Raw genomic sequence first — 24,058 nt, 5'->3', positions numbered from 1 at the left:
GGATCCGTTGCGGTCGCAGGCTCACATCATGCTTATCGAGGCCCTCTACGATGCATCCTACTGTTCCTCTCTTGTCGGCCGGCTTCGCGGCCGGTGCACTGATCGGCGCCGCCGCGGTTGCCGGCTATCTCGCCGTGACCGAACCGCAGCCGCCGGTCTCGTTCGATGCCGATCGCGTCGCCGAGGCAGACTCGGCGACGCCGATCCCGAATGCGCTGGGTGTGACCGCGGATGTCGATCCGGCCCCGGACGCGCCGCCGGCCGAGCCGGGTGTGTCCGCGCTCGATGCGGTGACGCCGCGGGCGTTGCAAAGTCTGGAGTCGCAGGTGAAGGATCTTCGCGTTCGTTTGGTGAGCGTGGAGCAGGCCCTAAACCGTGTTCTGAGCGCCTCGACAGCGATTGCGAGTGCTGCCGAGGAGGAACGGCCGCCGGCCCCGCGCACCGCCGAGGAGCGGCGCGGTGCTCTCGTGGCCGCAGGCGTGGATCCGGGTCTGGCCGAGGATTTGGTCCTGCAGGAGGCGCAGCGCTCGCTCGAGCGACTTTCCTTGCGGGATCAGGCGATTCGGGAAGGCTGGCTCGGGACCGCCCAGTATCGCGAAGAGCTCTCGCGGATCAACGCGGACGCGCGCTCGCTTCGCGAGGAGATCGGCGACGACAGCTACGACCGTTATCTCTACACAACGGGTTCAGACAACCGCGTAAGGGTCGATTCCGTTATCCCGGGGTCCGCCGCTGAGATTGCAGGTCTGCAAGCGGGCGATCTGATCGAATCCTACGCCGATGAACGGCTGTTCGATTTCTCGGAATTGCGCGGCAAAACCACCGAGGGCGAGTACGGGGAGCAGGTCGCGGTGCAGGTGCGCCGCGGCGGCCGCGTGATCGAAACCTGGGTCCCGCGCGGTCCGCTCGGCGTGACCTTGGATTCGGCGCGGGTCGGGCCCGCGCCATGAGGCCAGTCGCAGACTTTTTCGTTGTCGTTGTCGTTGTCATAATCGGATTCCGGACTGACACGACAACAACGACAACGACAACGACAACGAGTAGAGCTTTCGACCAGTTCTCCTGGTTCCGGCTTTGCCGGTCGATCTTTTTCTGGAAATCACCTTAGGCGAATTCCGGAAACCCTCATGCCAAGGGCGTAGGTTGTGCCGAGCCGTGCGAGGCACAACCAACCGTCGGCGCAATTTGTGCTTCCTATCGTCAGCACAACCTACGGGTATGGAAGTTTGCGGAAATCACCTTACCCCTCAACGCAGATCCTTTGCGACGTCCTGCATCAAGACAGCCAGGGGACCGGCAACAGCGGGTTGGCCCGGCGGCACCTTGCAGTCGCGACAGGATGCGGTGTAGACCCGGTCCAGTCGTACCCGGCCGGTTGCCGGATCGCTCGCGCGGATCCGCATGGCGATGGTCCCGCTGCGCTGGTTGGGTTGGGTCCAGGTCAATGCGGTCAGCGCCGGTTGGATGAGCAGTCCTCCCTCGTGAGCCTCCGAGGCGTGCTCGAGCGGAATCACGCCGGCGAAGAGGTCGCTTCGATCCAAGTCCTCCGCGATGAGTTTTTGGATCCACCAAGCCGAGACCTCCGGCGAGGCCGACGTGCGCCCGTCGATGACCGGGGTGATCGCGAGGGCCGGGGGGCCGTCGTAGATCTCTCCGGAGGCCGTTGCCTTGGGCCTGGACGGGGCCGGGGTCCCGACCACCGTGGAGGTTCCGATCCTGGTCGAGGTCTGGACCGGAGCTGAGGTCGGACTGGATCCACAGCTCACGGTCGCCAAGGCGACAACGGCGACGAGCAGCAGGTGCGAGAAACGGCGGGGCGACATAGACGCGGACCTTTGCTGAGTTGGACGGAAGAGGCGGTCGGAAGAGATGCCGGTACGTCTTCGCACGCGTGCTTCGAGGTCTAACGGCGTGTGCGGAGTACCACCGACGGTAGGCTATCATAGCGGTCTCGGGCCTAGGCGCGCAGCCCCGGGTCGATCGCGGCGCGGCGTCTCTAGGAGCGAGGCTGTGCCTGTGTTACAACGGGGGCGGTAAACCTCAATCCTTGGGGCCGGTGTGCTGCGGCGATTCTCGGCCGTAGTCGAATGCGACGTCGGCGGTGTTGCGCATGAAGCGAGCAAGAGTGGAACGGTGGATGCTGCATTGGCCCGAGGGTTTTAGGCCGGGCCTTGGTTTGGGTCCGGAGGCGGGGAGCTAGTCGGTGTCTCTGGGTCCCGTCATGCTCGATGTCGCCGCGCCGGCGCTCGACGCCGAGGATCGCGAGATTTTGCGCCATCCAGCCGTGGGCGGGGTCATCCTCTTCGCTCGTAATTTCGACTCGCCCGTGCAGCTCGCCGAGCTGACCGCGGAGATCCACGCCCTGCGTGAGCCGCGTCTCTTGATCGGCGTCGACCAGGAAGGCGGGCGGGTCCAGCGGTTTCGCGAGGGTTTTACGCGGCTGCCGCCCGCGGGACGCTTCGCCGAGATCTACAGACGCCATCCCCGGGACGCTCGCGCCAGCTGCGAGGCGGTGGCCTGGCTGATGGCCGCGGAGCTGCGCTCGGTCGGCATGGATTTCAGCTTCGCGCCCGTACTCGATCTGGATCGGGGTTTGAATCCCGTGGTCGGCGATCGCGCCTTCGGTAACCGGGCGCGTGCAGTCGGCGATCTGGCGCTTGCTTGGCTCGACGGCGTGCGTCGCGCCGGCATGGCGGGCGTCGGCAAGCATTTTCCCGGACACGGCGGGGTAAGTGTGGATTCACACCTTGAGCTGCCAATCGATCCGAGACCTTACGCCGCTTTTTTGATGGAAGATCTCATCCCCTTCGAGCGTCTGATCGCGCATGCCCTGGAAGGGATCATGCCGGCCCATGTCCGATACCCTCTGGTCGACGATCGGCCGGCCGGATTCTCGCCGGTCTGGCTGCGCGAGATCCTGCGCGGTCGGCTCGGTTTTCAGGGGGTCATCTTCAGCGACGACCTCAGCATGGGGGCCGCGGCATCCGAGGGTGACTCGGTCGAGCGTGCCCGCGCCGCCTCGGATGCCGGTTGCGATATGCTGCTGGTCTGCAACGATCGTTCGGCGGCGCTCGCGGTTCTCGATGCGTTCGTCGACCACCACGACCCCGCTGCCGAGTTGCGTCTGCTCAGGATGCACGGCCGCGGTCAGCATGAGCGAGCACGCCTGCACGAGCAGCCGGAATGGCAGCGCGGCGTGCACTGCGTGGCTCTTCTCGAGGGGCTCGAAACGCTCGATTCGGGGCTCCTCGACCCGACCGACCCGGAGGCAACTGGATGAAGCTCGACCCGAAAGACTACGATGCCGTTGCCGCGCGCGCGCAACAACTGGTCACCCCCGAGGAGGTCGATGCGGCGCTCGACCGGATGGCTGCGGCGATCACCGAGCGTCTTGCGGGAAAGGATCCGCTGGTGCTCTGCGTCATGACGGGAGCTGTCTTTGTGGCCGGCCTTCTGCTGCCGCGGCTACAGTTTCAACTGCGGGTCGACTATGTCCATGCCAGTCGCTATCAGGGCCGAACCAGCGGCGGCGAGATCGTCTGGCACTACCGTCCGTCGGATGCCATCCGCGGCGAGCATGTCTTGGTGCTCGACGACATCCTCGACGAGGGCATTACGCTGCGTCATATTGTCGATGCCTGTCGAGAAGACGGGGCGGCAAGCGTACATACCGCGGTACTGGTGTCCAAAGAGCGAGAGCACGCGTGCGAGGCCGATGTCGTCGGCGTTCAGGTCGAAGACCGATACCTCTACGGGTTCGGGCTCGATTACAAGGACTACTTCCGGAACGCCGCAGGGATTTATGCGGTGGCCGACGAAGACGTGTAGGCGCGAAGGCTTCATGGGTATTTGTTGAAACGGGAATATAAGTACCCGCTTTTTGACACCTTTTGAGCTTTGGTATACATCCTGATCCGAGTGTTGCTTCAGCGTGATCGGTCTTCCCGAGGGTGACGGTTTCGTCGCCCTGCGGGACGCGCGAGCCCGGGCTGCGGGGACGCGACGACCGTATAATCCACAACAATCGGAGGATGGTGTATGCCGACCCTGGAAGACTACCGCCACACCCATGGCGAGCTGCGTCAGATGATCGAGGATCTCAGATCGCTCCTCACGCCCGATCAGCTACGCATTCGCCCCAATGCCAAAACCGCTTACGAGCTGTTGTGCGATCTGGGCACGAAGGTTCGCAACCATCTCGCCGACGAGGATCGCAGTCTCTATCCGACACTGCTCATCCACGAAGATCCCAAGGTGAAGTCGATCGCCTGGGGCTTCATCAGCGGCGAAAAGCCCTTGCGCAAGACCTTCGACGACTACCACAAGCACTGGCTGAAAAATTGCGATTTCAACTTCACGGACGATTTTCTTGTTGAAACACACGAGATCTTCGACATGGTCGACAAGCGCATCGATCGCGAAGAGCAGGTCCTGTTTCCGAAGCTGATCGAGATCGGTATCTTCAACGATCGCGCCGGAAAGCGCGGCGCGAGGTCGCTCAATCCATCAGCCTAAGAATCGGTCGTCAGATCGCTCGACGACAAGAAATCGGCGCCGCAAGGCGCCTTTTTTTTGGCTTCCACGCCACCCTCCGCTAGACTGCACGGCCGATTTCGAGTCACTTCCGGACGTGATCAACGCATGAGTCTTCTCGCCATTATCGGTGGATCTGGTTTTTCGGACTTTCCCGCCTTGGAGGTCGAGGCATCGCGTCGCGTCGAGACCCCGTTCGGCGAGACCTCGGCGCCGGTGGCGAGCGGTCACCTGGACGGTGCGCAGGTCCTTTTCCTCCCGCGCCACGGCGCCGGCCATCGTCTGCCGCCTCACCGAATCAACTACCGGGCCAATCTCTGGGCACTGCGCGCCCTAGGCGCCGAACGTGTCGTCGCACTGGCGGCGGTCGGCGGGATCGGTGCGCGCTTCGCTCCGCTCGCGCTGGCGGTTCCGCATGACCTCGTCGACTACACCTACGGGCGCGAGCACAGCATCTACGACGGGGAGCAAAGCGGGCTGGATCATGTCGACATGACCTCGCCCTACTGCGAGGAGCTGCGCAGTGTGTTGATCCGCGCCTGCGCCGAATCCGGTCATCCGGCGATCGAGGAGGGCGTTTACGCCGCGACCCAGGGGCCGCGGCTCGAAACGACCGCCGAGATCGCCCGGCTGGAGCGCGACGGCTGCGACCTGGTCGGGATGACCGGCATGCCGGAAGCCGGGATCGCGCGGGAGCTCGGACTCTGCTATGCGAGCCTGGCGTTTGTCGTGAACTGGGCTGCGGGTAAGGGCGAGGGCATCATCACGATGGCCGAGATCGACTCTCATCTGCGCGAGTGTGTCGGACGTGTGCGCAAGGTCCTTGGGGTCGTCGCAATCTCGGGCTGACCCGTCAGGCCGGCCTTGTCCAAACCCACCGCTCCGATCGGCGACCCGGCGGGGTGGGTGAGCTCGGTCGGGCCTCGGGTGTCGGATCGCCTGCTCCGGCCCCTCGCAGGCGCAAGGTTTAAGTACATCAGGAAACTCTGATACCATAAAGGTCCCTTACTTCATCGCTTTATCCAGGAGAATCCGAAATGGCCACCGAGGAAACTGCACCCAAACGCTCCGGTCTTGGCTGGATCCCGAAGTTGTCGCTTTGGGCGGTCGTGATCGCCTTCGGTTATCTTTACCTGAGCTCGATCGACCGTGACACCGCCGGCGATACGACGCAGGTGGCGGTGGCTGACGAGAGCGCTGTCGAAGCCGACGGGTTCCAAAAGTTCGTCGCTAAGCTCGGCGATCTGACGGCCTCAGCCGAAACCGTGATCGCCGATGTGACTGCCGCCGGGGCAGACGGCTTCAGCAAAGTCGTCGATACGGTCAAGGATCTAACCGGCTCGGCGGAAACTGAAGCGGTCGAGACCCTCGCCTCCGAGGCAGCGCCGGGCGAGGTCGCCAAGGCCGAGCCGATCACTGCCGAGCCGGTCGCTGCTGAGCCGGTCGATGCCCGGGCGGCGATCGTCGTGCCGAGTGCTGGTCCGCAGGAGTCCGCCGCCAAACCCGTCTCCATGCAGGTCGCGGAAGAGCGCCCGGCCGCCGCGGCATTCAACAGCCATTCAGCCCCCTTGCCCTCGACAGCTGCGGCTCGCGCGACGACCCCGGAGCCATTGTCGGAGCCCGTCGCCGAGGTCGCGCTCGAAGGATCCGCTCCCGCCGGGGCGACCGCCGCTGCGCCGCCGATCAAGGACGCCGAGGCAACCGTCTTCGCCGAGTCACTGATGGGCGGCGAGTCGCCTGCCGAGCCGGCTTCCGTGTCGGCCGAGGTCGCCCAGCCGATGTCCGCTCCGATCCAGCAGGGTTTCGCAGCGGTCCCGGTCATGCCGCAGCCGTTCGCACCGATCGAGGGTGCGCCTGCGCCGACCATGGCCGCGCCCGGCGCCCCTGCGTTTGATCGCCGTCAAGAGAGTGTCGATCAATACCGGGCACGCATGATGGCCGAGTACGAAAACATGCGGCGTGCCTCCGACCAGCGAGCCCGTGAATACTGGGAGCGGATGCAGGCTCCCGCTCCGATGGCCGCGCCCATGGGTTATCCCGCTTACGGACCGGGATTTGTACCGGGCTACGGCGCGCCGGTCTATCAACGATAGTCCTCGCCGGACCGATCCGCCGACACAGCGGTCCGGTCGATGTTGGGATTGGTCGGTCGGGTGCCGAGGATCCCGAGCGATGGGCAGCGTGCGAGGCGGTTTTTCGCCTTGCGCGTCAACTGATCGCATCCGCGAGATCCGACATTCGCATAGTCGACGGTGCCCTATCGTCGACACCCGGTCACCCGAGCACGACCCCGGTCTAATCTCCGTTCGGCCCTTCAGCCTCGCAGTTCGGTCTCATGCCGGAGGGGTTGCCGGCAGCGGCGGCAAAGATAGACGGCTCCCTCCCGGCAGATTCTGTTGTGACGAATACTGCTGATCTCGTGCGTGCCGCAACTGCAGCGATAGAGAAACCGCTGAAGGGATCGTGTGCGCAGTTTCGAGACGTCGTAACAGTGGCAGCGTGAAGGCTCGACACCGAAATGACGCATGACGGCTTGCCATTCAGGGCCGTGTGGTCGGATGCGCGGTCCATATTTCACGAAGGCCACGACATGGGCCACCTCATGCGGCACGGTTTCGGCAACGAACTGCGTCGGGTGTAGACCCAGCAGGGTCGCGTTGTACCGGATGATTGCGAAGGATTCGTTTCGCATCCGCGCTTGCCCTGCCGAGGTCCCTCGAAGATCGAATCGGATCTCGACCCGAGGCATGGCGAGGCGCAGCCGGCATTCCGCCTCGCGCAGGAGCGCTCCGGTACGAGCCGCGGCGTGCTCGGTCGGAGACGGGTTTGTCAACGTTTTGTTTATGATCGATTCTCCTGTCATCGGCCCCTCGTTGTCGTCTTCCTCGCATTGACGGCGTTGCGGGCGGTTGGCGATCTGCAATCGATACCCGACGCCGACCTCGCGGGTCGGCCGCCGCTCGATTTCTACGTGCTCGGAGACTGCACCGACGCGGCCCCGGTTGGCAATGTGCGGGCGGTTTGTCGGCGATGTTTCCTCCTCGGGCCATACCTTCGGTACAGGGTTGACCGATCAACAACCCTTGCGATTCAAAGTTGAACGGGATACACTCCACGGGCTTCGTAGACGGAGTCCACTACGGGCACTTTGAAGGTCGGCGCTTCATAAAGACCCCTTCGATGGGGTTTTTTTATCTTGGGCCTTTCATTGCTGCCGAGCTTCGGGCCGGCGGTCTCCTTCGCAAGGCGGTCAGTCGGGCGTCACCCGTTCGGGGTCTCGACGTGCCGTCGGCTCTCTTGGCCCGGGATCGCATCGGTGCGGCTGTGAGCCGCCGGCGCGTGCGTCGTGTCGGTGCATTCGACCGTGTCGGGTCGATAGCAGATTCTTCAAGTCGTTGGGCCAATGGCCCAATTTTTGTTTCTGAAGGGCGTGCGATGGAGCCTGCGGAGAGTCGTCTGAGCCAGTTGGCCCGCGAGGTTGTCGAACCTTTGGGCTACGAGCTTGTCGGTGTCGAGTTGTTTCAGCGCGGCGCGAGCGGCGCTACGCTGCGAATCTATATCGACCACGAGCGCGGCATCGGTCTCGACGATTGCGCCGCCGTGAGCGATCAGTTGAGCGCCGTACTGGATGTCGAAGACCCTCTTCAAGGGCGCTACGACCTTGAGGTCTCCTCGCCCGGGTTGGATCGGCCACTGGTATTCCCCGAGCACTTTCGGCGTTTCGAGGGCTTGCGCGCAAAGGTCCGGTTGAGCGAGAAGCTCGAAGGTCGACGCAATCTGGAAGGTATTCTGCGCGGATGCGAAGACGGCATCGTGCGCCTCGAGGTGGACGGTCGTCTCTGGGCGATCCCTGTGAGTGGGATCGAGATTGCCCGGCTCGTCCCCGTCTTTTGACGTCGTGGGTCCAACGTAGGGCCGAGCCAAAGTCGTGTCGAGCCAGCCCAGTGCCGAGCCAGCCCAGTGCCGAGCCGGTTCAGTTTTGGCGTAGCCGCATTCGGTCAAGTCGCACTTCGGTGGTCGATCGCATCGGCACGACCCCGTCGCGAGCCGGATCTTTTGAGTCGGATGAGGTGGAATGAGTAAAGAGATCTTATTGGTCGTGGAGGCCGTCTCGAACGAGAAGGACGTCCCCGAAGGCGTCATCTTCGAGGCCATCGAGGCCGCGCTGGCGTCGGCCACCCGCAAGAAACACGGCGGGGAGATCGATGTGCGCGTCACGATCGACCGCAAGACCGGCGATTACCGCTCTTTCCGGCGTTGGGAGATCGTTCCCGACCCCGAGCAGGGTGTGCTCGAGGCTCCGTCGCGACAGATTACCGAGTCGGCGGCACAGATTCTCGAGCCCGAGCTCGGCCCCGGCGACTTTATCGAGGAAGAGATCGATTCGGAGCTGTTCGGCCGCATCGCGGCCCAGACCGCCAAGCAGGTCATCGTGCAGAAGGTCCGCGAGGCCGAGCGCGCGAAGATCGTCGAGGCGTTTGGCGAGCGCAAAGGGCAATTGGTGACCGGCATCGTGAAGAAGGCGGAGCGCGGCACCATTATGGTGGATCTGGGCAGCAACGCCGAGGCACTGGTCCCGCGCGACCATGTGATTCCTCGCGAGTCGGTGCGCCCCGGCGATCGGCTGCGCGGTTATCTCTACGATGTCCGCTCCGAGCCCAAGGGTCCGCAGCTGTTCGTGAGCCGCACCGCCCCGGAGTTGCTGATCGAGCTGTTCAAGCTCGAGGTGCCCGAGGTCGGAGAGGGGCTCATCCGGATACTGGGTGCGGCGCGCGATCCCGGGTCCCGTGCCAAGATCGCCGTGCGGACCACCGACCCGCGCATCGATCCCGTCGGCGCCTGTGTCGGGATGCGCGGTTCGCGGGTTCAGGCCGTCTCCAACGAGCTCAACGGCGAGCGCGTCGATATCATCCTCTGGGACGACAATCCCGCCCAATATGTCATCAACGCCATGTCCCCGGCCGATGTGGTCTCGATCGTGATCGACGAAGAGGCGCGCAGCATGGATGTCGCCGTCAAGGAAGAGAACCTTGCGCAGGCGATCGGACGCAACGGTCAGAACGTGCGCCTTGCCAGTCAGTTGACCGGCTGGGAGCTCAACGTAATGAACGAGGAGGACGCGGCGGCCAAGGGCGAGCAGGAGGCGGTTCGCTCGGTCCAGAACTTCATGGAGCAGCTGGGGGTCGACGAGAATCTCGCGGCGATCCTGGTCGAAGAGGGTTTCAGCACGGTCGACGAAGTCGCCTACGTGCCCTTGGTCGAGATGCAGGCAATCGACGAGCTCGACGACGACACCATCGAGCTGCTGCGCGAGCGCGCAAACGATGTCTTGTTGACGCGCGCGATCGCCACCGAGGAGGACGGGGCTCGGGATCCTGCGCAGGAGCTGCTGGATATGGACGGGATGGACGAGCCATTGGCCTATGCCCTTGCGGAACGCGGCGTGGCCACAGTCGAGGATCTCGCCGAGCAGTCGGTCGACGACCTGCTGGATATCGACGGGATGGACCGCGAGCGTGCGGCCCGCTTGATCATGAAGGCCCGCGAGCCCTGGTTTGCGGACGCCCCGCAGGAATAGAGGAATAAAGGTCAGTTCATGAGTGAAGTTACGGTCAAGCAACTCGCCTCTACGGTCGGCATCCCGGTTGAGCGTCTCCTGACACAGCTGAACGAGGCAGGCATCACCGCGGAAAACGCGGAGACCACCTTGACGGAGCAGGAGAAACTCCAGCTTCTAGGCTATCTGCGTCGCAGCCACGGGAAGGCTGAAGCCGACAGCGGTACCACGCCCGGTCAAGTCACGCTCAAGCGCAAGTCGGTCAGCGAGCTGCGCCAGCCTGCGGCGGCCCCGAGGGGTAACGTCGGAAGTGCTCGACCGACCCCCGCCGCGCGGGCCAAGACCGTGAGTGTCGAAGTTCGGCGCAAACGGACTTACATCAAGCGGGCAGACGAGCCGGTTCCGCCGCCGTCCGCAGCCAACGCCCAACAGCGGCCGGCTGTGGAACGAGCGCGCCCGCAGCGCGAGCGCTCGGCCTCCTCGGCACCTGCACACGACGGCGGGCGTCGCCGTATCGAGCTTGAGGCGTTGCGGGCCGAGCAGGAGGCGCGCCGACTTGCCGAGCAGGAGGACCAGGAGCGCCAAGCTCGCGAGCAGGACGAGAGGCGTCGGATCGAGGAGCAGGAGCGACGTGCCGCCGAGGCGGCACGTGCCGCGGAAGAGGCGGCTCGTCTTGCTGCCGAGGCGGCGGAGCGAGCGGCTGCGAGTGTTGCGATCGAGATCGAGAGCGCGATCGAAGCGGACGAAGAAGAGCCGGTCGCGGCGGCCATCGTGCGTCGCGTAGAGGCGTCGAAGCCGAAGAAGGCGCCCCCGAAGAAGGCGGTGGAAATCTCCGAGAAGGAGCGCTCGGTGAAAAAGGCCGGGCGAAAAGATAGCTTGCGTGGCCGCGAGGTTGCGGTGACGCCGAACGCCGATTACGAAGAAATCGATTCCGCGGGTGGCGCTGCCGGCCGCGGATTGCGCCGTAAAAAGAAGACGCTCAAGCCGCAGCTCCAAGATAAGCACGTCTTCCAAAAGCCGACCGCACCCGTCGTGCGCGAGGTCGAGATCCCCGAGGTCATCTCGGTCGGCGAGCTGGCCAGTCGGATGTCGGTGAAGGCATCGGAGGTCATCCGAGAGCTCTTCAAACAGGGCATGATGGTTACCATCAACCAGGCGCTCGATCGCGACACCGCAACCATCGTCGTCGAAGAGTTCGGTCACACGGCCGTGCGCGCCGACGAGCGCGATGCCGAGGGCGTGCTGATGGAGGAGGTCCAGGAGCAGGTCGAGCAGGCCGAGATGCTGCCGCGCCCGCCCGTCGTGACCATCATGGGTCACGTCGACCACGGCAAGACCTCGCTGCTCGACTACATTCGCCGCACCCGTGTCGCCTCCGGCGAGGCAGGGGGGATCACCCAGCATATCGGCGCCTACCACGTCGAGACGGCCAAGGGCACGGTGTCCTTCCTCGATACTCCCGGCCATGCCGCCTTCTCGGCGATGCGTGCTCGCGGGGCCAAGGTCACGGACATCGTGATCCTGGTGGTGGCGGCGGACGACGGCGTCATGCCGCAGACGGTCGAGGCCATCCAGCACGCCCGAGCCTCCGGCGTGCCCATTATCGTCGCGATCAACAAGATCGACAAACCGGATGCCCATCCGGACAAGGTGATGCAGGAGCTCACGCAGCATCAGGTCGTCGCCGAGGAGTGGGGCGGCGACACCATGATGGTGCAGGTCTCGGCCAAGACCGGCGACGGCATCGATGATCTTCTCGACGGTATTTTGCTGCAGTCCGAAGTGCTCGAGCTGAAGGCCGCCGTCGATGGTCCTGCCCGCGGGACAATCGTCGAGTCCAGTCTCGACAAGGGGCGCGGTCCGGTCGCGACCGTCCTGGTTCAGTCCGGAACCCTGCGGCGCGGCGACATCATCGTCAGCGGCGGGGAGCATGGCCGTGTTCGGGCCATGTTCGATGAGGCCGGAGTACCGGTCGAGGCAGCAGGGCCTTCGATTCCGGTGCAGGTACTGGGTCTGTCGGGCACGCCCTACGCCGGGGACGACGTCATGACGGTCGCCGACGAGCGCCGAGCTCGCGAGGTCGCCGAATTCCGCTCGGCGCGCTCACGCCAGAGCCGTTTCGACGAGCAGCGCGGCGTCAGCCTCGATCAGCTCTTCGCGCAGATCAAGGACGGCGAGCAGAAGAGCGTCAACCTCATCATCAAGGCCGACGTGCAGGGCAGTCTCGAGGCACTCAAAGACAGCCTGATCAAGCTCGGGAACGAAGAGGTCAAGGTCGCGCTGGTCGCGGTCGGCGTCGGCGGCATCACCGAGTCCGACGCCAATCTGGCCGTTACCTCCAACGCCATTCTGCTCGGATTCAATGTTCGGGCCGACGCCGCGGCGCGCCGGGTGATCGAGGACAAGGGCCTCGACCTGCGCTACTACAGCATCATCTACGAGCTGATCGACGACGTGAAGAAGGCCATCTCGGGGCTGCTCAGTCCGATCGTGACGGAGGAGATCATCGGTCTTGCTCAGGTGCGCGACGTCTTCCGCTCCTCGAAGTTCGGCGCGGTTGCCGGCTGCATGGTCACCGAGGGTGCGATCCGTCGCAACAGCCCGATCCGCGTGCTGCGCAACAATGTCGTCGTCTACGAGGGAGCGCTCGAGTCGCTGCGCCGTTTCAAGGACGACGTGAACGAGGTGAAGAACGGCATCGAGTGCGGCATCGGTGTGAAGAACTACAACGACGTGCAGCCGGGCGACCAGATCGAGGTCTTCGAGCGGACCGAACGGGCCCGCGAGATCTGACCGGATGAAGGAATTCGATCGTACCGAGCGCATCGGCGCTGAGCTCAAGCGTGTTCTCTCCACCCTGGTGCGCGACGAGGTGAAGGATCCGCGTCTGGCCAACATCACGGTCCACGAGGTGCGGGTGACGCGGGATCTGGCGCACGCCAAGGTCTTCTTCACCTGCTTCCCGACGGACGACGACGCGGCCGAGCAGACCCGTCTGCTCAACGGGCGTCTTGCCGGATTCCTCCGTCACGGGCTCGCTCAGCGGGTACGTCTTCGGACCATTCCGCAACTGCATTTCGTGTTCGACGAGTCGATCGGCAAGGGCGAGCGCCTCGCGGCGTTGATCTCGCAAGCGGTCGGACAGTCCGACACATCCATGCGTGAAGACGCCGACCAGGAGGAGCTGCAGGCAGATGGGACGCCGTCGTAATACAGGCCGGGATGTCACCGGTATTCTGCTCTTGGATAAGCCGCCGGGCCTGTCGTCGAATGACGCCCTGCAGCGCGTGAAGCGCTTCTATAGCGCCGCCAAGGCCGGCCATACCGGGAGTCTCGACCCTCTGGCGACCGGACTTCTGCCCTGTTGTTTGGGCGATGCGACCAAGTTCTCCGCCTATCTGTTGGATGCGGACAAACGCTATCGGGTACGTGTGCGCCTCGGCGTGACCACCACGACCGCCGATGCCGAGGGCGAGATCGTTGCCGACGAGCCGGTGGTCGGGATCGACGAGGCGTGCGTGCGCGAGGTGCTGCGCGGCTTTCTCGGTACCATCTCGCAACTGCCGCCGATGCACTCGGCCGTGAAACATCAAGGACAGCGGCTCTACAAGCTGGCTCGGCAGGGCCTGGAGGTCGAGCGCACGCCGCGCGAGATTCAGATTTTTGCGCTCGATCTGCTCTCGATCGATCTGCCGGAGATCGAGCTGGACGTGCATTGCTCCAAGGGCACCTATGTCCGTACGCTCGCCGAGGATATCGGCCGCGGGCTCGGCTGTGGTGCCCATGTCAGCGGATTGCGCCGCACCGCCGTGGGGCCTTATGCGGAAACGGCAGGGCCCTTCGTCGGTCTGGAGCGGATCGAGGCGATGGCCGGAGAAGACGACATGGCCGGTCTGGATGCGCTGCTCCTGCCACTCGACAGCGCTCTGGGCCACTGGCCGGCCGTGCGTTTGTCCGCCGATGCCGCCTTCTATCTGCGGCAGGGCCAGGCGGTCTTGATCCCGCAGGCACCGACGGACGGATTGGTGCGACTCTATGATCCGTCGCAGAACTTCGTCGGCGTCGGCAGTATCCTCGACGACGGGCGCGTTCAGCCCAAGAGACTGATTTAGAATGTAAAGCGTCGTTGGCGCTCGACGCTGCGAGCACACGATACCCTGCGGGTCCGGCGCGCGCCGCCGTCGAGCTCAGGTTTTCTTATCCATGGTCCGATCCCCTGATGTCATTGTCGGGGCGATCGATCCCCCTCCCGACGGGAGGCGGAGCAGGACCTTTTTTCTCCATCACCGAACCGGGAGACCACCAATGACAATGACCGCAGCCGAGAAGAAACAGATCGTCGAAGACTACCGTCGTGCCGATACCGACACGGGGTCCCCGGAGGTGCAGGTCGCGCTTTTGACCGCGCGCATCCTGCAGCTCACCGATCATTTCAAGGAGCACAAGCATGATCACCACTCGCGCCGCGGTCTGGTGCGCATGGTCAATTCGCGTCGCAAGCTCCTCGACTATCTCAAGCGCAAGAATCTCGATCGTTACCGCGAGCTGATCACACGACTCGGCCTGCGTCGCTGACGCGCGCCTTCCGATTTGGCGATCGGGCGGTTGCAAAGCCCCCGATCCGCCCGCTCCCCGCGGTTGGGAAGCCGCTGGCGGCACCGACGCACAGCCCTGTCACCGCAGCGCGCTCAGATGCCCTGAGGTTGCAGGGGACCATGGCCCGGCGCTACGACGGACCACATACCCGAGGATCTACTTGTGATTCCCAAAGCTATCGTGAAGCAATTCAAGCTCGGCGACCAGACCGTGACGTTCGAGACCGGCGAGATCGCGCGCCAGGCCGATGGTGCCGTGATGGTCAACGTGGACGATACGGTCGTCCTGGTCACGGTCGTTGTCGACAAGCGCCCCGGCGCGGTGCGCGACTTTCTGCCTCTGACCGTCGACTATCAGGAAAAGACCTATGCCGCCGGCCGTATCCCCGGCGGCTTCTTCCGTCGTGAGGGGCGTCCGAGCGAGGTGGAGATCCTGACCTCGCGTCTGATCGACCGTCCAATCCGCCCTCTGTTCGCGAAGGGCTTTGGGCAAGAGATCCAGGTGATCGCAACCGTGAAGTCGCTGAACCCCGCCGTCAATCCCGAGGTTCCAGCGATGCTCGGCGTCTCCGCTGCATTGGCGGTCTCGGGTGTCCCCTTCAACGGACCGATCGGCGCGGTGCGCGTCGGCTACAAGAACGGCGAGTACCTCCTCAATCCGGCGGTGGTCGGCGTGGGTCCGGATTCGGATCTCGACCTGATCGTTGCCGGCACCGACAAGGCGGTCTTGATGGTCGAGTCCGAGGCGCGCGGCCTCTCGGAAGAGATCATGCTCGGCGCCGTGCTGTTCGGTCATGAGCAGATGAAGCCGGCAATTCAGGCAATTCGCGAGCTGGCCGCCGAGGTCGGCAAACCGCCGATCGCCTGGGCCCCGCCGCCGACGGATACCGCGTTGGCCGACGCCGTCGCCAGCGCCTGTGGCGATCGGATCGCCGAGGGCTACCGCATCAAGGAAAAGCAGGACCGTTATGCGGCCCTGGACGCGGTGCGTGCCTCAGTGGTCGCCGATCTGTGCGGAGGCGACGCATCGGCCTGGACCGAGCAGCAGGTCATGGGCGCGATCGAGAAGTTCGAAAAGACCACCGTGCGCAGCTCGATCATCGCCGGCAACCCGCGAATCGACGGCCGCGACAACGTGACCGTCCGTCCCATCACGATTCGCACCGGTGTGCTGCCCCGCACCCATGGCTCGGCGCTCTTCACGCGCGGCGAGACCCAGGCGCTGGTCATCACGACCCTGGGCACCGAGCGTGATTCGCAGGTCATCGATGCACTGGAAGGCGAGCGGCGCGAGCACTTCATGCTCCACTACAACTTCCCGCCCTTCTGCGTCGGCGAGACGGGGCGCGTGGGCTCGCCCAAGCGGCGCGAGGTCGGCCACGGCCGGCTGGCCAAGCGCGGCGTGCTCGCCGTCATGCCGAGCATCGAAGAGTTTCCCTATTCGGTGCGCGTGGTCTCCGAGATCACCGAGTCCAACGGCTCCAGCTCCATGGCCAGTGTCTGCGGCACCAGTCTGTCGCTGATGGATGCCGGCGTGCCGGTGAAGGCGCCGGTTGCCGGCGTAGCGATGGGTCTGATCAAGGAAGGCGATGCCTTCGCCGTGCTGACCGACATCATGGGCGACGAGGATCATCTCGGCGACATGGATTTCAAGGTGGCCGGAACGTCCGAGGGCATCAACGCCCTGCAGATGGACATCAAGATCGAGGGCATCACTGCCGAAATCATGGAGACGGCACTCGATCAGGCGAAGGCCGGCCGGCTGCACATCCTCGGCGAGATGAACAAGGTCATCGGTTCACACCGCTCCGAGATGTCCGAGCACGCGCCGCGCATTATTGAGCTGAAGATCCATCCGGAGAAGATCCGCGATGTTATCGGCAAGGGCGGCTCCGTCATCCGCGCCATCACGGAAGAGACCGGCGCCACCATCGACATCAACGACGAAGGCGTGGTCAAGATCTTCTCGGTCGAGAAGGCTGCCGGCGAGGAGGCCAAGCGTCGGATCCGTCTGATCACGGCCGATGTCGAGGTGGGCAAGATCTACGAAGGCCGTGTCGCACGCCTGATGGATTTCGGCGCCTTTGTCACCATCCTGCCCGGACGCGACGGTTTGGTGCACATCTCGCAGATCTGCGAGGAGCGCGTCCAAAGCGTGAGTGATAAGCTCGCCGAGGGCGATCAGGTCCGTGTGAAGGTCCTGGAGGTCGACAAGCAAGGCCGCATCCGCCTCAGCATGAAGGCCATCGAGCCGGGCGAGTAATCGTTCAGTTTCACGGGGTATCGCTAAGGGGCCTATGGCCCCTTTCTCGCGCTTCAGAGACCCGATTCATCCGCCCGTCATCGACATAAACCGGATGACCTTCTCAGGGCGCTCGTTGAACTCATGGCGCTCGGGTTTCAGTGCGATGGCCTGTTTCAGATGCTCAAGCAGTTCGTCATCCCCGATTCCGTCGCGCAGCAGCGGCCGCAGCGCGTAGCTGCTCTCCTGACCGAGACACAGATAGAGGGTGCCGTCGACCGTGAGGCGCACCCGGTTGCAGGTTTCGCAGAAGTGCTGCGAGATCGGGGTGATGAAGCCGATCCGGGTCTCGGTCGCGCCGAGGCGGAAGTAGCGCGCCGGGCCGCCGCCCGGAAGGATGTCCGGGATCAAGGTGAAATGCTGCTCCAAGCGGCGACGCACCGTCTGGAGATCGAGATACTGATCCCGCGCGGCTTGACCGGTCGCGCCCATCGGCATGGTCTCGATCAGGCGTAGCGTGAAGCCGTTGTCCGCGCAGTAGTCGAGGATGTCCTCGATCTCCTCGTCGTTCACACCGCGCATCGCGACGGTATTGACGCGGATGGGTGCGAAGCCGACTTCACGTGCCGCCGCGATGCCGCGCAGCACCTTGTCCAGATCCCCGCCGGTGACCTGCTTGAAGACCTCGGGGCGCAGGCTGTCGAGGCTGACATTGAGCCGGCGCACGCCGGCACGATAGAGCGGCTCGGCGAGCGACTCCATGCGGGTGCAGTTGCTGGAGATGGAGAGATCATCCAGGCCGGGTAGCGCCGACAGCCCGGCGGCCAGCTCGGGCAGATTGCGCCGCACCAGCGGCTCGCCGCCGGTGATGCGCACACGGCCCACCCCCAGCGCGGTGAAGGCGCCGACGACGCGGGTGATTTCCTCGAACCTGAGCCAGTGCTCGGGCTCCTCGAACCCCTTGAAGCCTTTCGGCAGGCAATAGCCGCAGCGCAGGTCGCAGCGGTCGGTGACGGACAGGCGCAGGTAGGCGATGCGTCGGCCATAGGGATCGGTGAGGGTCTGGTCGTTCATGCAGTGATCCGTTGAAACTCGAAGGGTTGTGTCAGGTGTTGGGATGCAGGGGACTCCTCGCGGCCGCCCGGCCCCACGAGGCCGTGCGTCAGACCGAATACGGGACCTGATCGGCAGGTCTCGGGTCCGATCACCCGCGGCGAAGGGCAGAAAGATCCTGCCCACCGGCCGGACGGGAACCGAGGCGATGGCCTCAGAACTCGCCTGTGGCCCCGGCCGTCATGATGATCAGCATCGCCTGGTTGACCCGTATTGCCAGCTCCTGGAGGTCGTTGGGCAGCGAGTTGTTGTTGATCAGCATGTCCAGGTTGAGCATGAACAGCCAGGGCCTTCCCTGGGCGTCCTCGACCAGCGCGATGCGGCAGGGCATATAGGCCGAGTAGATGGGGTCTATCCGCACCATCTTGACCGCGTCGTCCGGGTCGCAAAACTGGAGGATCTCCAGGTGCGGGGACTCCTCGCCCCGGGCCCGGATCTCCGCGTGGACCTCCTGACGGCCGACCAGCTTCCAATTGAGCTCCGCGGCCTTCGACATCATCGCTGCGCTGGCGTCCTCGATGCTCACCCCGCCCTGAAGGCTCATCTTGACAACGGTCTGGGAGATGTCGTGGATCTCCACCTGGGGGCGGTCCTGGGCCCAGGCAGCCATGGCCACGATCGCGACGGCTGCGCCGATCAGGCGGCGAATGAGTGGCTTCACGTAATTGTCTCCTTGGAGGATAGCACTGGGTGCGGCGTCCCACCCCCCGTTTGGGAACGCCGCTGACTGGAATCCGCGATCATCTCGGAATGAATAGCAGACCGTCCTCGGTGACCTCGAAGTCGCCGGAGAGGCCGGTCACCGGGCGCATATCCTGGTTGATGGGGGTGAGCAGGATGTCGCCGGTCGGCAGCACCTTGAAGCGTCCGGCGATCTTCATCGCCTGATGCGCCTCGCCCGTTGCCTGTGTCGCGACCGTCGTCCCGCCAGAGCCCAGCGCGATCATCTCGTCCGTCATCTCACTCTCCGGAGACGATTCGGCCTGCAGGCTGAAGGGTTCGACCTTATCCAGGGGGCCGTGGGCGGGGAGTGTGGTGAGGAAGGTGACCAGATCGTCCAGGGCTTCGTCTTCCAGCCCATCGAACGTCTCGTCTTCCGGGTCATTGTCGTGATGGCGATCCTTTTCCTGGAACCGTTTCATTTGGTTGAACAGGTAGCTGCCGTACTGGCCGGCCAGCGGCGGGATGTCTTTCTCCGGCTTGCCCAGACCCGTGGTGCGGTGGCAGCCCTTGCATTCATCCATGAAGTAGTCCTCGCCCAGCTCGGCATCCCCTTTGGTATAGGCAGGGATCTCCGGCAGATTGAGCGTGCGCAGGTTCACCCCGGCCAGATACTCGGAGATGTCGTCGATATCCTTGTCGGTCATGGAGTCGACGCTGGACGCGATCACCATGGGAGGGTAGTGCCGTACCCCGTCGCGGTAAAAGCGAAGCTCCTTGGACAGGTAGCCGGCGGGCAGGCCGGCGAGCCTGGGGGACATGGTGCCCGGTGTGCCCTGGCCGTAGTTGCCGTGACAGAGGGCACATGACCGGTTGATCCGCTTGGCGTTCTCGATGTCGAGGGCCGCGGCGGGCCCGATGGCGAGAACGAGCGGCAGGACTGCCGCGATGGCTTTCATGGTGGTTCTCCTCCTCCTCGGGGGGGACTGCCGGCTCGCCTGATCTTCGTGTTTGTTCAATCGGCCTGGCCCTTGCTCCGGGCCACGAAGACGATGGACGGACGGGTGGAGCAGTGCAGAGATTCCGAGACCGTGCGAGATCGTTGTCGTTGTCGGGGGCATCCCTGCCGGGACGTCGAGAGCGGCTTCCATTCGCAACCTTGGCCCAAATCGCACGCTAGAGGTCCCGGCCGAAGACGTGGGTTCGGGACACCGACGACTCATCCCAGCCGGGTCGGAATTCCAGGCCGGTTTTCCGGATGTCCACCAGGATGGTGTTGTAGGCGAACGAACCGGCCGGACTGGGCTCATCGGCGGTGAGCAGATTGGGATTGCCGCCCCGGTCGATGCCCTCGTCGTCGAGGTCGATCCAGGTTCCCTCGGGGCAGACCACCACCCCGGGCATGCAGCGCTGGGAAACATAGACCGGCACCAGGATCCGTCCCCGGTCGTTGAAGACCTCCACCACCTCCCCGGTGCGCAACCCGAGCCGCTGGGCGTCGACCGTATTGATCATCATCTCGTGGGGACAGGCCTCCTGGAGATTGGCGATATTGTGGAAGATCGAGTGGGTGCGGTTGCGCGGGTGCGGCGTGATCATGTGATAGGGATGGCGCTTGCGCTTCTCGTGATGGTTGAGCGACTCGAACGGCTCGATCCACTTGGGGATAGACGGGATCGGATAGCCGTACTGGGTCTTGGCCCAGTCGTCGATCTGGGCCAGCTCGGAGGAGAGGATCTCGATCTTCCCGGACGCGGTCGGGAACGGAGTGCCCTGCTCGATCTGGTCCTGAAAGCCCACGTGAGGTCGACTGAGCTTGAACTTGTAGATGCCGAGTCGTTTGAACTCGTTCCAGGGCATCTCGACGTGCTGGTGGGCCATGACCCGGTCATCCCACCAGGCCCGCAGATAGGCCTCGTCCACTGGGTCCGGGTTGTTCCAGTAGTCCCGTGTGGCGCGCGGGTTGTAGACCTGCCCGAACCGGTCGCCCATCCCGGTCTTGTTGCCGATGCGGTAGGCGAGCTCGGTGAAGACCTGAAAGTCGGTCTTCGACTCTCCCAAGGGCTCGATCACCTTGGGGCGATGGATGTAGTAGTGACCCTTGTACCAGGGCAGGGCCACGTCGTGGCGCTCGAAATGGGTACAGATGGGCAGCAGCACATCGGCATAGAGCCCGGAGGGGGTAATCGTCTGATCGAGGCAGACCACCAGGTCGAGCTTCTTGATGGCCTCGATCTCGGCATTGATGTTGGTGAGCTGATTGAGCCAGTCAGAGCCCTGCCAGAAGATCCCGCGGATGTTCGGCACCACCCCGTCGCGCTCGTCATCGCGCGGCCAGAGGCCGGCCTCCTCGCGGCTGACGTCGGGGTAGTTGTTGACGATATAGGCCCAGCGGTCGGACTTGATGGAGGCGAACCAGATGTTCGAGTACTGATCGTGGGGGTGGGCGACCCCCTCCGCGTGCCAGGCCTTGCCGACCCCCTCGGCGCAGCCGCCGAGGACACCGATGTTCCCGGTCATGGCCTGAAGCGCGGCGGCCATGCGGTTGAACTGCTCGCCGTATGCCGCCCGCCCGGGACCCCAGCAGGCCTTCAGGGCGGCGGGCTTGGTGGTGGCATAGAGCTCCGCGAGCTTCTTGATGTCCTCCGCCGAGACCCCGCAGATCTCGGCGGCCCATTCCGGCGTCTTGGGCTGGCCGTCGAGGGTGCCGAGGATGTACTCCTTGAAGCTTTCGCGCCCGTTCGGTGAGGTGGATGCCCAGTAGGGCATGGTGCGCGGGTCCATGCCTTGGACGAATTTGTCGATGAAGGGCTGGTCCTGGAGCCCGCGGGTGAAGATGAAGTGGGCCATGCCGGCCATCATGGCCGCGTCCGTTCCGGGCCGGATGGGAATCCACCAGGCGTCGAAGACCGCGGCGCTGTCGGTGTACTGCGGGTCGACGCAGACAAACTTGCAGCCCCGCTGCTTGGCCAGCCGCATGTAATAGACGGTATTCCCCCCGTGGAAGGTGAAGGCGGGGTTCCAGCCCCACAGGATCATCAGCTTCGAGTGGGCGAAGGTGTCGTCCTCGCTGCCGTCCTCGATGGTGCCGAAGGTCCAGCGCGAGCTGGTGGTGGTTCCCTGGTAGGAGGGGACTGACCAGGAGCTGGTTCGGCAGGAGAACATGCCGAGGAACCGGCCTTGGAGGCCCTCGATCTGGTCCGACTTGTGCAGAACGCCATAGGAGGCGCCGGCATAGCTCTGATCGAGGATCGCCTGGTGCCCGTACTGCTCTTTGGTGGCGATCAGCTTGTCGGAGACCAGCTCCAGCGCCTCGTTCCAGGTGGCCCGCCGGAATCGCCCCTCCCCGCGCTCGCCCACCCGGATCATGGGGTAGAGCAGGCGCTCCGGGGAATAGATGCGCTCGCGATAGGCACGGCCGCGCAAACAGGCTCGAAGTTGCGGCTCTTCCTCGGTGTCCTTTCCATAGCAGCCGCCCCGTTGATGGGTGCCGTCGTCGGAGGAGAGGCGCACGATCACGTTGCCCTTCTTGTGGGCCACCAGCACGTGGCGCGAGCCGCAATTGTGTGCGCAACTGGTGACCACCGTCTCCAGCGCGTCGTCGGTGGGATAATCCCGATAGGCGAAGGCGGCGGCGTCCTTGATGCGTACCAGTCCACCGGTACCGATGGCGGCAGCCGCCGCAGCGCAGGCCTTGAGTATGCTGCGGCGCTTGATCTTGAGTGAACGCGACAGGGTCTCGTCGATGTCTTGACCGATGCTCATTCTCGCGGACTCCGGGTTTTTAAACGAGTGAAGCGCTCGTCGTATTCGGTTTGGCGGCCGCGTGCCCATTCCGGATCGACCTCGGGCATGCGCTCCAGCCAGGGGCGACGGACATAGGGATAGGGTGTCGCGTACCAGGCGCGGCCGCCATGGCAGCCGTAACAGGAGTCGCTGCTCTCTTTGCCGGCCTGCTCGATCTCTCCGGCGTCGAGAAAGTTGAGCTGGTGGCGGACCGTGCGGTATTCCTGGTGGCAGGTGACGCAGTCGTTCTTGAACTGATCGCGGACCTCGGGCCAATCGCCGGCGAGTCCCGCCATCACCTCCCAGTCGAACTGACCGTGGCACATGAGGCAGATGTTCGGGTCGACACTCCTGCGCGACTTGATGCCGGGCTGCGTGTCGTCCGCGGAGCCGGAGATCTCCTCTTTGGGATCGTGGCCCTGGTGGCAGGTGTTGCACCGGAAGTCCATCAAGCGCCTAGCCTCGGGGGTGACCAAGTGGCGGCGATGGAAGGTGTCCTGCTCGCCCTGATAGCCGTCGAGCGTCTGGTACCAGGCGAGCAGCTCCCCGCTGGGCTCGCCGGAGATGGTCTGCGGTCTCGGGCGGCGTTCCAGCACCTCCCGGTGGCAGGTCAGGCACTGCTCATCCGTGGCTGTCTCGATCGCCGGCTTGAAGTGGATCGGATCCCAGGTGGCGCTGCGGTAACCGGACTTGGGCGTGTCCGCGGCGACGCTGGCCCAGGCTAGATTGCACAGGGCAGCGATGGCAATGAGCTTTAGATCTCTCACTGTTGGGCTCTCCAATGACAAGGCACGATCGACCATCGGACATGCATGCGATCTCCGTACGCAGGCGGAACGGGTGCTTAGTGGAACGAACTATTGCAGCACGGCAGATGTGTCGAGACCGTTCGTTGTCGTTGTCGTTGTCGTTGTCCTAGTCGTATCGATGGTCGATTACGACAATGATCTCGGACGGTATCGGGATCTCTGCAATGCTCCACTAGGCAGTTCGAAGTGGTGCTTTTATCTCGCCGAATCGGCGCATCCTTTCGTGTGGGTCAGTCACTCGATACGTCAGCGCCAGCATCGGTTTGCGATTCCGGTTTCCTGGACCACCCCGATGCGGCAAGGCTATTCCTGGTGTCTGCATCGGCTTGTTTGCGTCCAGCAAAGCGCATGCCACAAACACAGTGCCCATTCCGCCCCTGAGCCCAAGTCCGCCGATGAATGACGCGATTACGGGACTTTTCGGGGCTGGACTGACTGAACGGGTCGGCATCGTCTGTCGGTCTTTCCGATCCTGGCGGGCCAAAGACGACTGTAAACGGGAGCCGAGACGAAGTGTCTACGCCTATTTGGCATGTCTATGGGGTGTCTTCAGCTTGCAATCAGCGGCAATGGCCCCTCATTCATCAACCAAAACAAATAGATAATCTGTTCCTGTGGAGTGGGTCGCCAATCTGCCGATTCGTCAGGGAATTCTTCTTAGGTTTCGACGCGCGACGTTGTGCTTCGGCCACCTGTTGGCTTCGTTGGGAAGCCTCTGCGCGGCGCTATCAAGCCAGCGAGCCCAGAGGCACTTTACGGGCAT

The 24,058-nt window shown here is 64.2% G+C and carries 20 protein-coding genes; 13 read left to right on the top strand and 7 right to left on the bottom strand.

The window, feature by feature from the left end:
• Positions 1 to 50 precede the first annotated feature (50 nt).
• Entirely contained in the window at positions 51 to 950 is a 900-nt protein-coding gene (locus AADX97_RS05540) for a PDZ domain-containing protein (protein WP_374232404.1), read from the top strand.
• 297 nt (positions 951 to 1,247) lie between these two features.
• Here the strand turns inward: AADX97_RS05540 and AADX97_RS05535 are convergent, their stop codons facing one another.
• Entirely contained in the window at positions 1,248 to 1,823 is a 576-nt protein-coding gene (locus tag AADX97_RS05535; protein ID WP_374232403.1) for a hypothetical protein, read from the bottom strand.
• A 380-nt stretch (positions 1,824 to 2,203) separates the two neighbouring features.
• On the opposite strand from AADX97_RS05535, the gene nagZ reads away from it, so the two are divergent.
• The 5 genes from nagZ to AADX97_RS05510 all read left to right on the top strand — a co-directional run bounded on the left by nagZ (position 2,204) and on the right by AADX97_RS05510 (position 6,626).
• Positions 2,204 to 3,280 (top strand): beta-N-acetylhexosaminidase, encoded by a 1,077-nt coding sequence (gene nagZ / locus AADX97_RS05530; RefSeq protein WP_374232402.1) that lies wholly within the window; start codon positions 2,204 to 2,206, stop codon positions 3,278 to 3,280.
• A complete protein-coding gene (locus AADX97_RS05525; protein ID WP_374232401.1) occupies positions 3,277 to 3,828 on the top strand; it encodes a hypoxanthine-guanine phosphoribosyltransferase in 552 nt (183 codons plus the stop codon). The genes nagZ and AADX97_RS05525 overlap by 4 nt, the downstream gene beginning before the upstream one ends.
• Before the next feature lie 210 nt (positions 3,829 to 4,038).
• On the top strand, positions 4,039 to 4,515 hold the full coding sequence (locus AADX97_RS05520) for a hemerythrin domain-containing protein (protein ID WP_374232400.1): 477 nt from the start codon (positions 4,039 to 4,041) through the stop codon (positions 4,513 to 4,515).
• A 126-nt stretch (positions 4,516 to 4,641) separates the two neighbouring features.
• Positions 4,642 to 5,382 carry an S-methyl-5'-thioinosine phosphorylase gene (locus AADX97_RS05515; protein ID WP_374232399.1) on the top strand — a complete coding sequence of 247 codons (741 nt, stop codon included), beginning with the start codon at positions 4,642 to 4,644 and terminating at the stop codon, positions 5,380 to 5,382.
• A 188-nt stretch (positions 5,383 to 5,570) separates the two neighbouring features.
• Positions 5,571 to 6,626 carry a hypothetical protein gene (locus AADX97_RS05510; protein WP_374232398.1) on the top strand — a complete coding sequence of 352 codons (1,056 nt, stop codon included), beginning with the start codon at positions 5,571 to 5,573 and terminating at the stop codon, positions 6,624 to 6,626.
• 221 nt (positions 6,627 to 6,847) lie between these two features.
• Here the strand turns inward: AADX97_RS05510 and AADX97_RS05505 are convergent, their stop codons facing one another.
• Entirely contained in the window at positions 6,848 to 7,366 is a 519-nt protein-coding gene (locus AADX97_RS05505) for a SprT-like domain-containing protein (RefSeq protein ID WP_374232397.1), read from the bottom strand.
• Between the two features lie 602 nt (positions 7,367 to 7,968).
• On the opposite strand from AADX97_RS05505, the gene rimP reads away from it, so the two are divergent.
• The 7 genes from rimP (at position 7,969) to pnp (ending at position 16,948) form a co-directional block, all read left to right on the top strand.
• Complete coding sequence (gene rimP / locus AADX97_RS05500) at positions 7,969 to 8,427, top strand: ribosome maturation factor RimP (RefSeq protein WP_374232396.1); 459 nt, start codon at positions 7,969 to 7,971, stop codon at positions 8,425 to 8,427.
• A 181-nt stretch (positions 8,428 to 8,608) separates the two neighbouring features.
• Positions 8,609 to 10,111 carry a transcription termination factor NusA gene (gene nusA, locus AADX97_RS05495; RefSeq protein ID WP_374232395.1) on the top strand — a complete coding sequence of 501 codons (1,503 nt, stop codon included), beginning with the start codon at positions 8,609 to 8,611 and terminating at the stop codon, positions 10,109 to 10,111.
• Between the two features lie 18 nt (positions 10,112 to 10,129).
• Positions 10,130 to 12,883, top strand: a complete 2,754-nt coding sequence (gene infB / locus AADX97_RS05490; protein WP_374232394.1) for a translation initiation factor IF-2 — start codon at positions 10,130 to 10,132, stop codon at positions 12,881 to 12,883.
• 4 nt (positions 12,884 to 12,887) lie between these two features.
• Complete coding sequence (gene rbfA / locus AADX97_RS05485; RefSeq protein WP_374232393.1) at positions 12,888 to 13,301, top strand: 30S ribosome-binding factor RbfA; 414 nt, start codon at positions 12,888 to 12,890, stop codon at positions 13,299 to 13,301.
• A complete protein-coding gene (gene truB, locus AADX97_RS05480; RefSeq protein ID WP_374232392.1) occupies positions 13,285 to 14,202 on the top strand; it encodes a tRNA pseudouridine(55) synthase TruB in 918 nt (305 codons plus the stop codon). The genes rbfA and truB overlap by 17 nt, the downstream gene beginning before the upstream one ends.
• Before the next feature lie 193 nt (positions 14,203 to 14,395).
• Entirely contained in the window at positions 14,396 to 14,665 is a 270-nt protein-coding gene (rpsO, locus tag AADX97_RS05475; protein WP_374232391.1) for a 30S ribosomal protein S15, read from the top strand.
• Positions 14,666 to 14,851: 186 nt separating this feature from the next.
• On the top strand, positions 14,852 to 16,948 hold the full coding sequence (pnp, locus tag AADX97_RS05470) for a polyribonucleotide nucleotidyltransferase (RefSeq protein WP_374232444.1): 2,097 nt from the start codon (positions 14,852 to 14,854) through the stop codon (positions 16,946 to 16,948).
• A 66-nt stretch (positions 16,949 to 17,014) separates the two neighbouring features.
• On the opposite strand, the gene moaA is transcribed toward pnp, so the two are convergent.
• From moaA to AADX97_RS05445, 5 genes are all read right to left on the bottom strand, one after another.
• Positions 17,015 to 18,001 carry a GTP 3',8-cyclase MoaA gene (gene moaA, locus AADX97_RS05465; protein WP_374232390.1) on the bottom strand — a complete coding sequence of 329 codons (987 nt, stop codon included), beginning with the start codon at positions 17,999 to 18,001 and terminating at the stop codon, positions 17,015 to 17,017.
• A gap of 193 nt (positions 18,002 to 18,194) precedes the next feature.
• Positions 18,195 to 18,701 carry a DUF302 domain-containing protein gene (locus AADX97_RS05460; protein ID WP_374232389.1) on the bottom strand — a complete coding sequence of 169 codons (507 nt, stop codon included), beginning with the start codon at positions 18,699 to 18,701 and terminating at the stop codon, positions 18,195 to 18,197.
• 79 nt (positions 18,702 to 18,780) lie between these two features.
• Positions 18,781 to 19,659, bottom strand: coding sequence for a cytochrome c (locus AADX97_RS05455; protein WP_374232388.1), 879 nt, complete (start codon positions 19,657 to 19,659; stop codon positions 18,781 to 18,783).
• 217 nt (positions 19,660 to 19,876) lie between these two features.
• Complete coding sequence (locus AADX97_RS05450; RefSeq protein WP_374232387.1) at positions 19,877 to 22,465, bottom strand: molybdopterin-dependent oxidoreductase; 2,589 nt, start codon at positions 22,463 to 22,465, stop codon at positions 19,877 to 19,879.
• Positions 22,462 to 23,253, bottom strand: a complete 792-nt coding sequence (locus AADX97_RS05445; protein ID WP_374232386.1) for a hypothetical protein — start codon at positions 23,251 to 23,253, stop codon at positions 22,462 to 22,464. The genes AADX97_RS05450 and AADX97_RS05445 overlap by 4 nt, the downstream gene beginning before the upstream one ends.
• Positions 23,254 to 24,058: the final 805 nt, after the last annotated feature.

This window comes from Thiocapsa sp. C2-2m (assembly GCF_041903745.1).
Taxonomy (GTDB): domain Bacteria; phylum Pseudomonadota; class Gammaproteobacteria; order Chromatiales; family Chromatiaceae; genus Thiocapsa; species Thiocapsa roseilacustris.
This window is presented reverse-complemented; position numbering and strand designations above follow the sequence as displayed.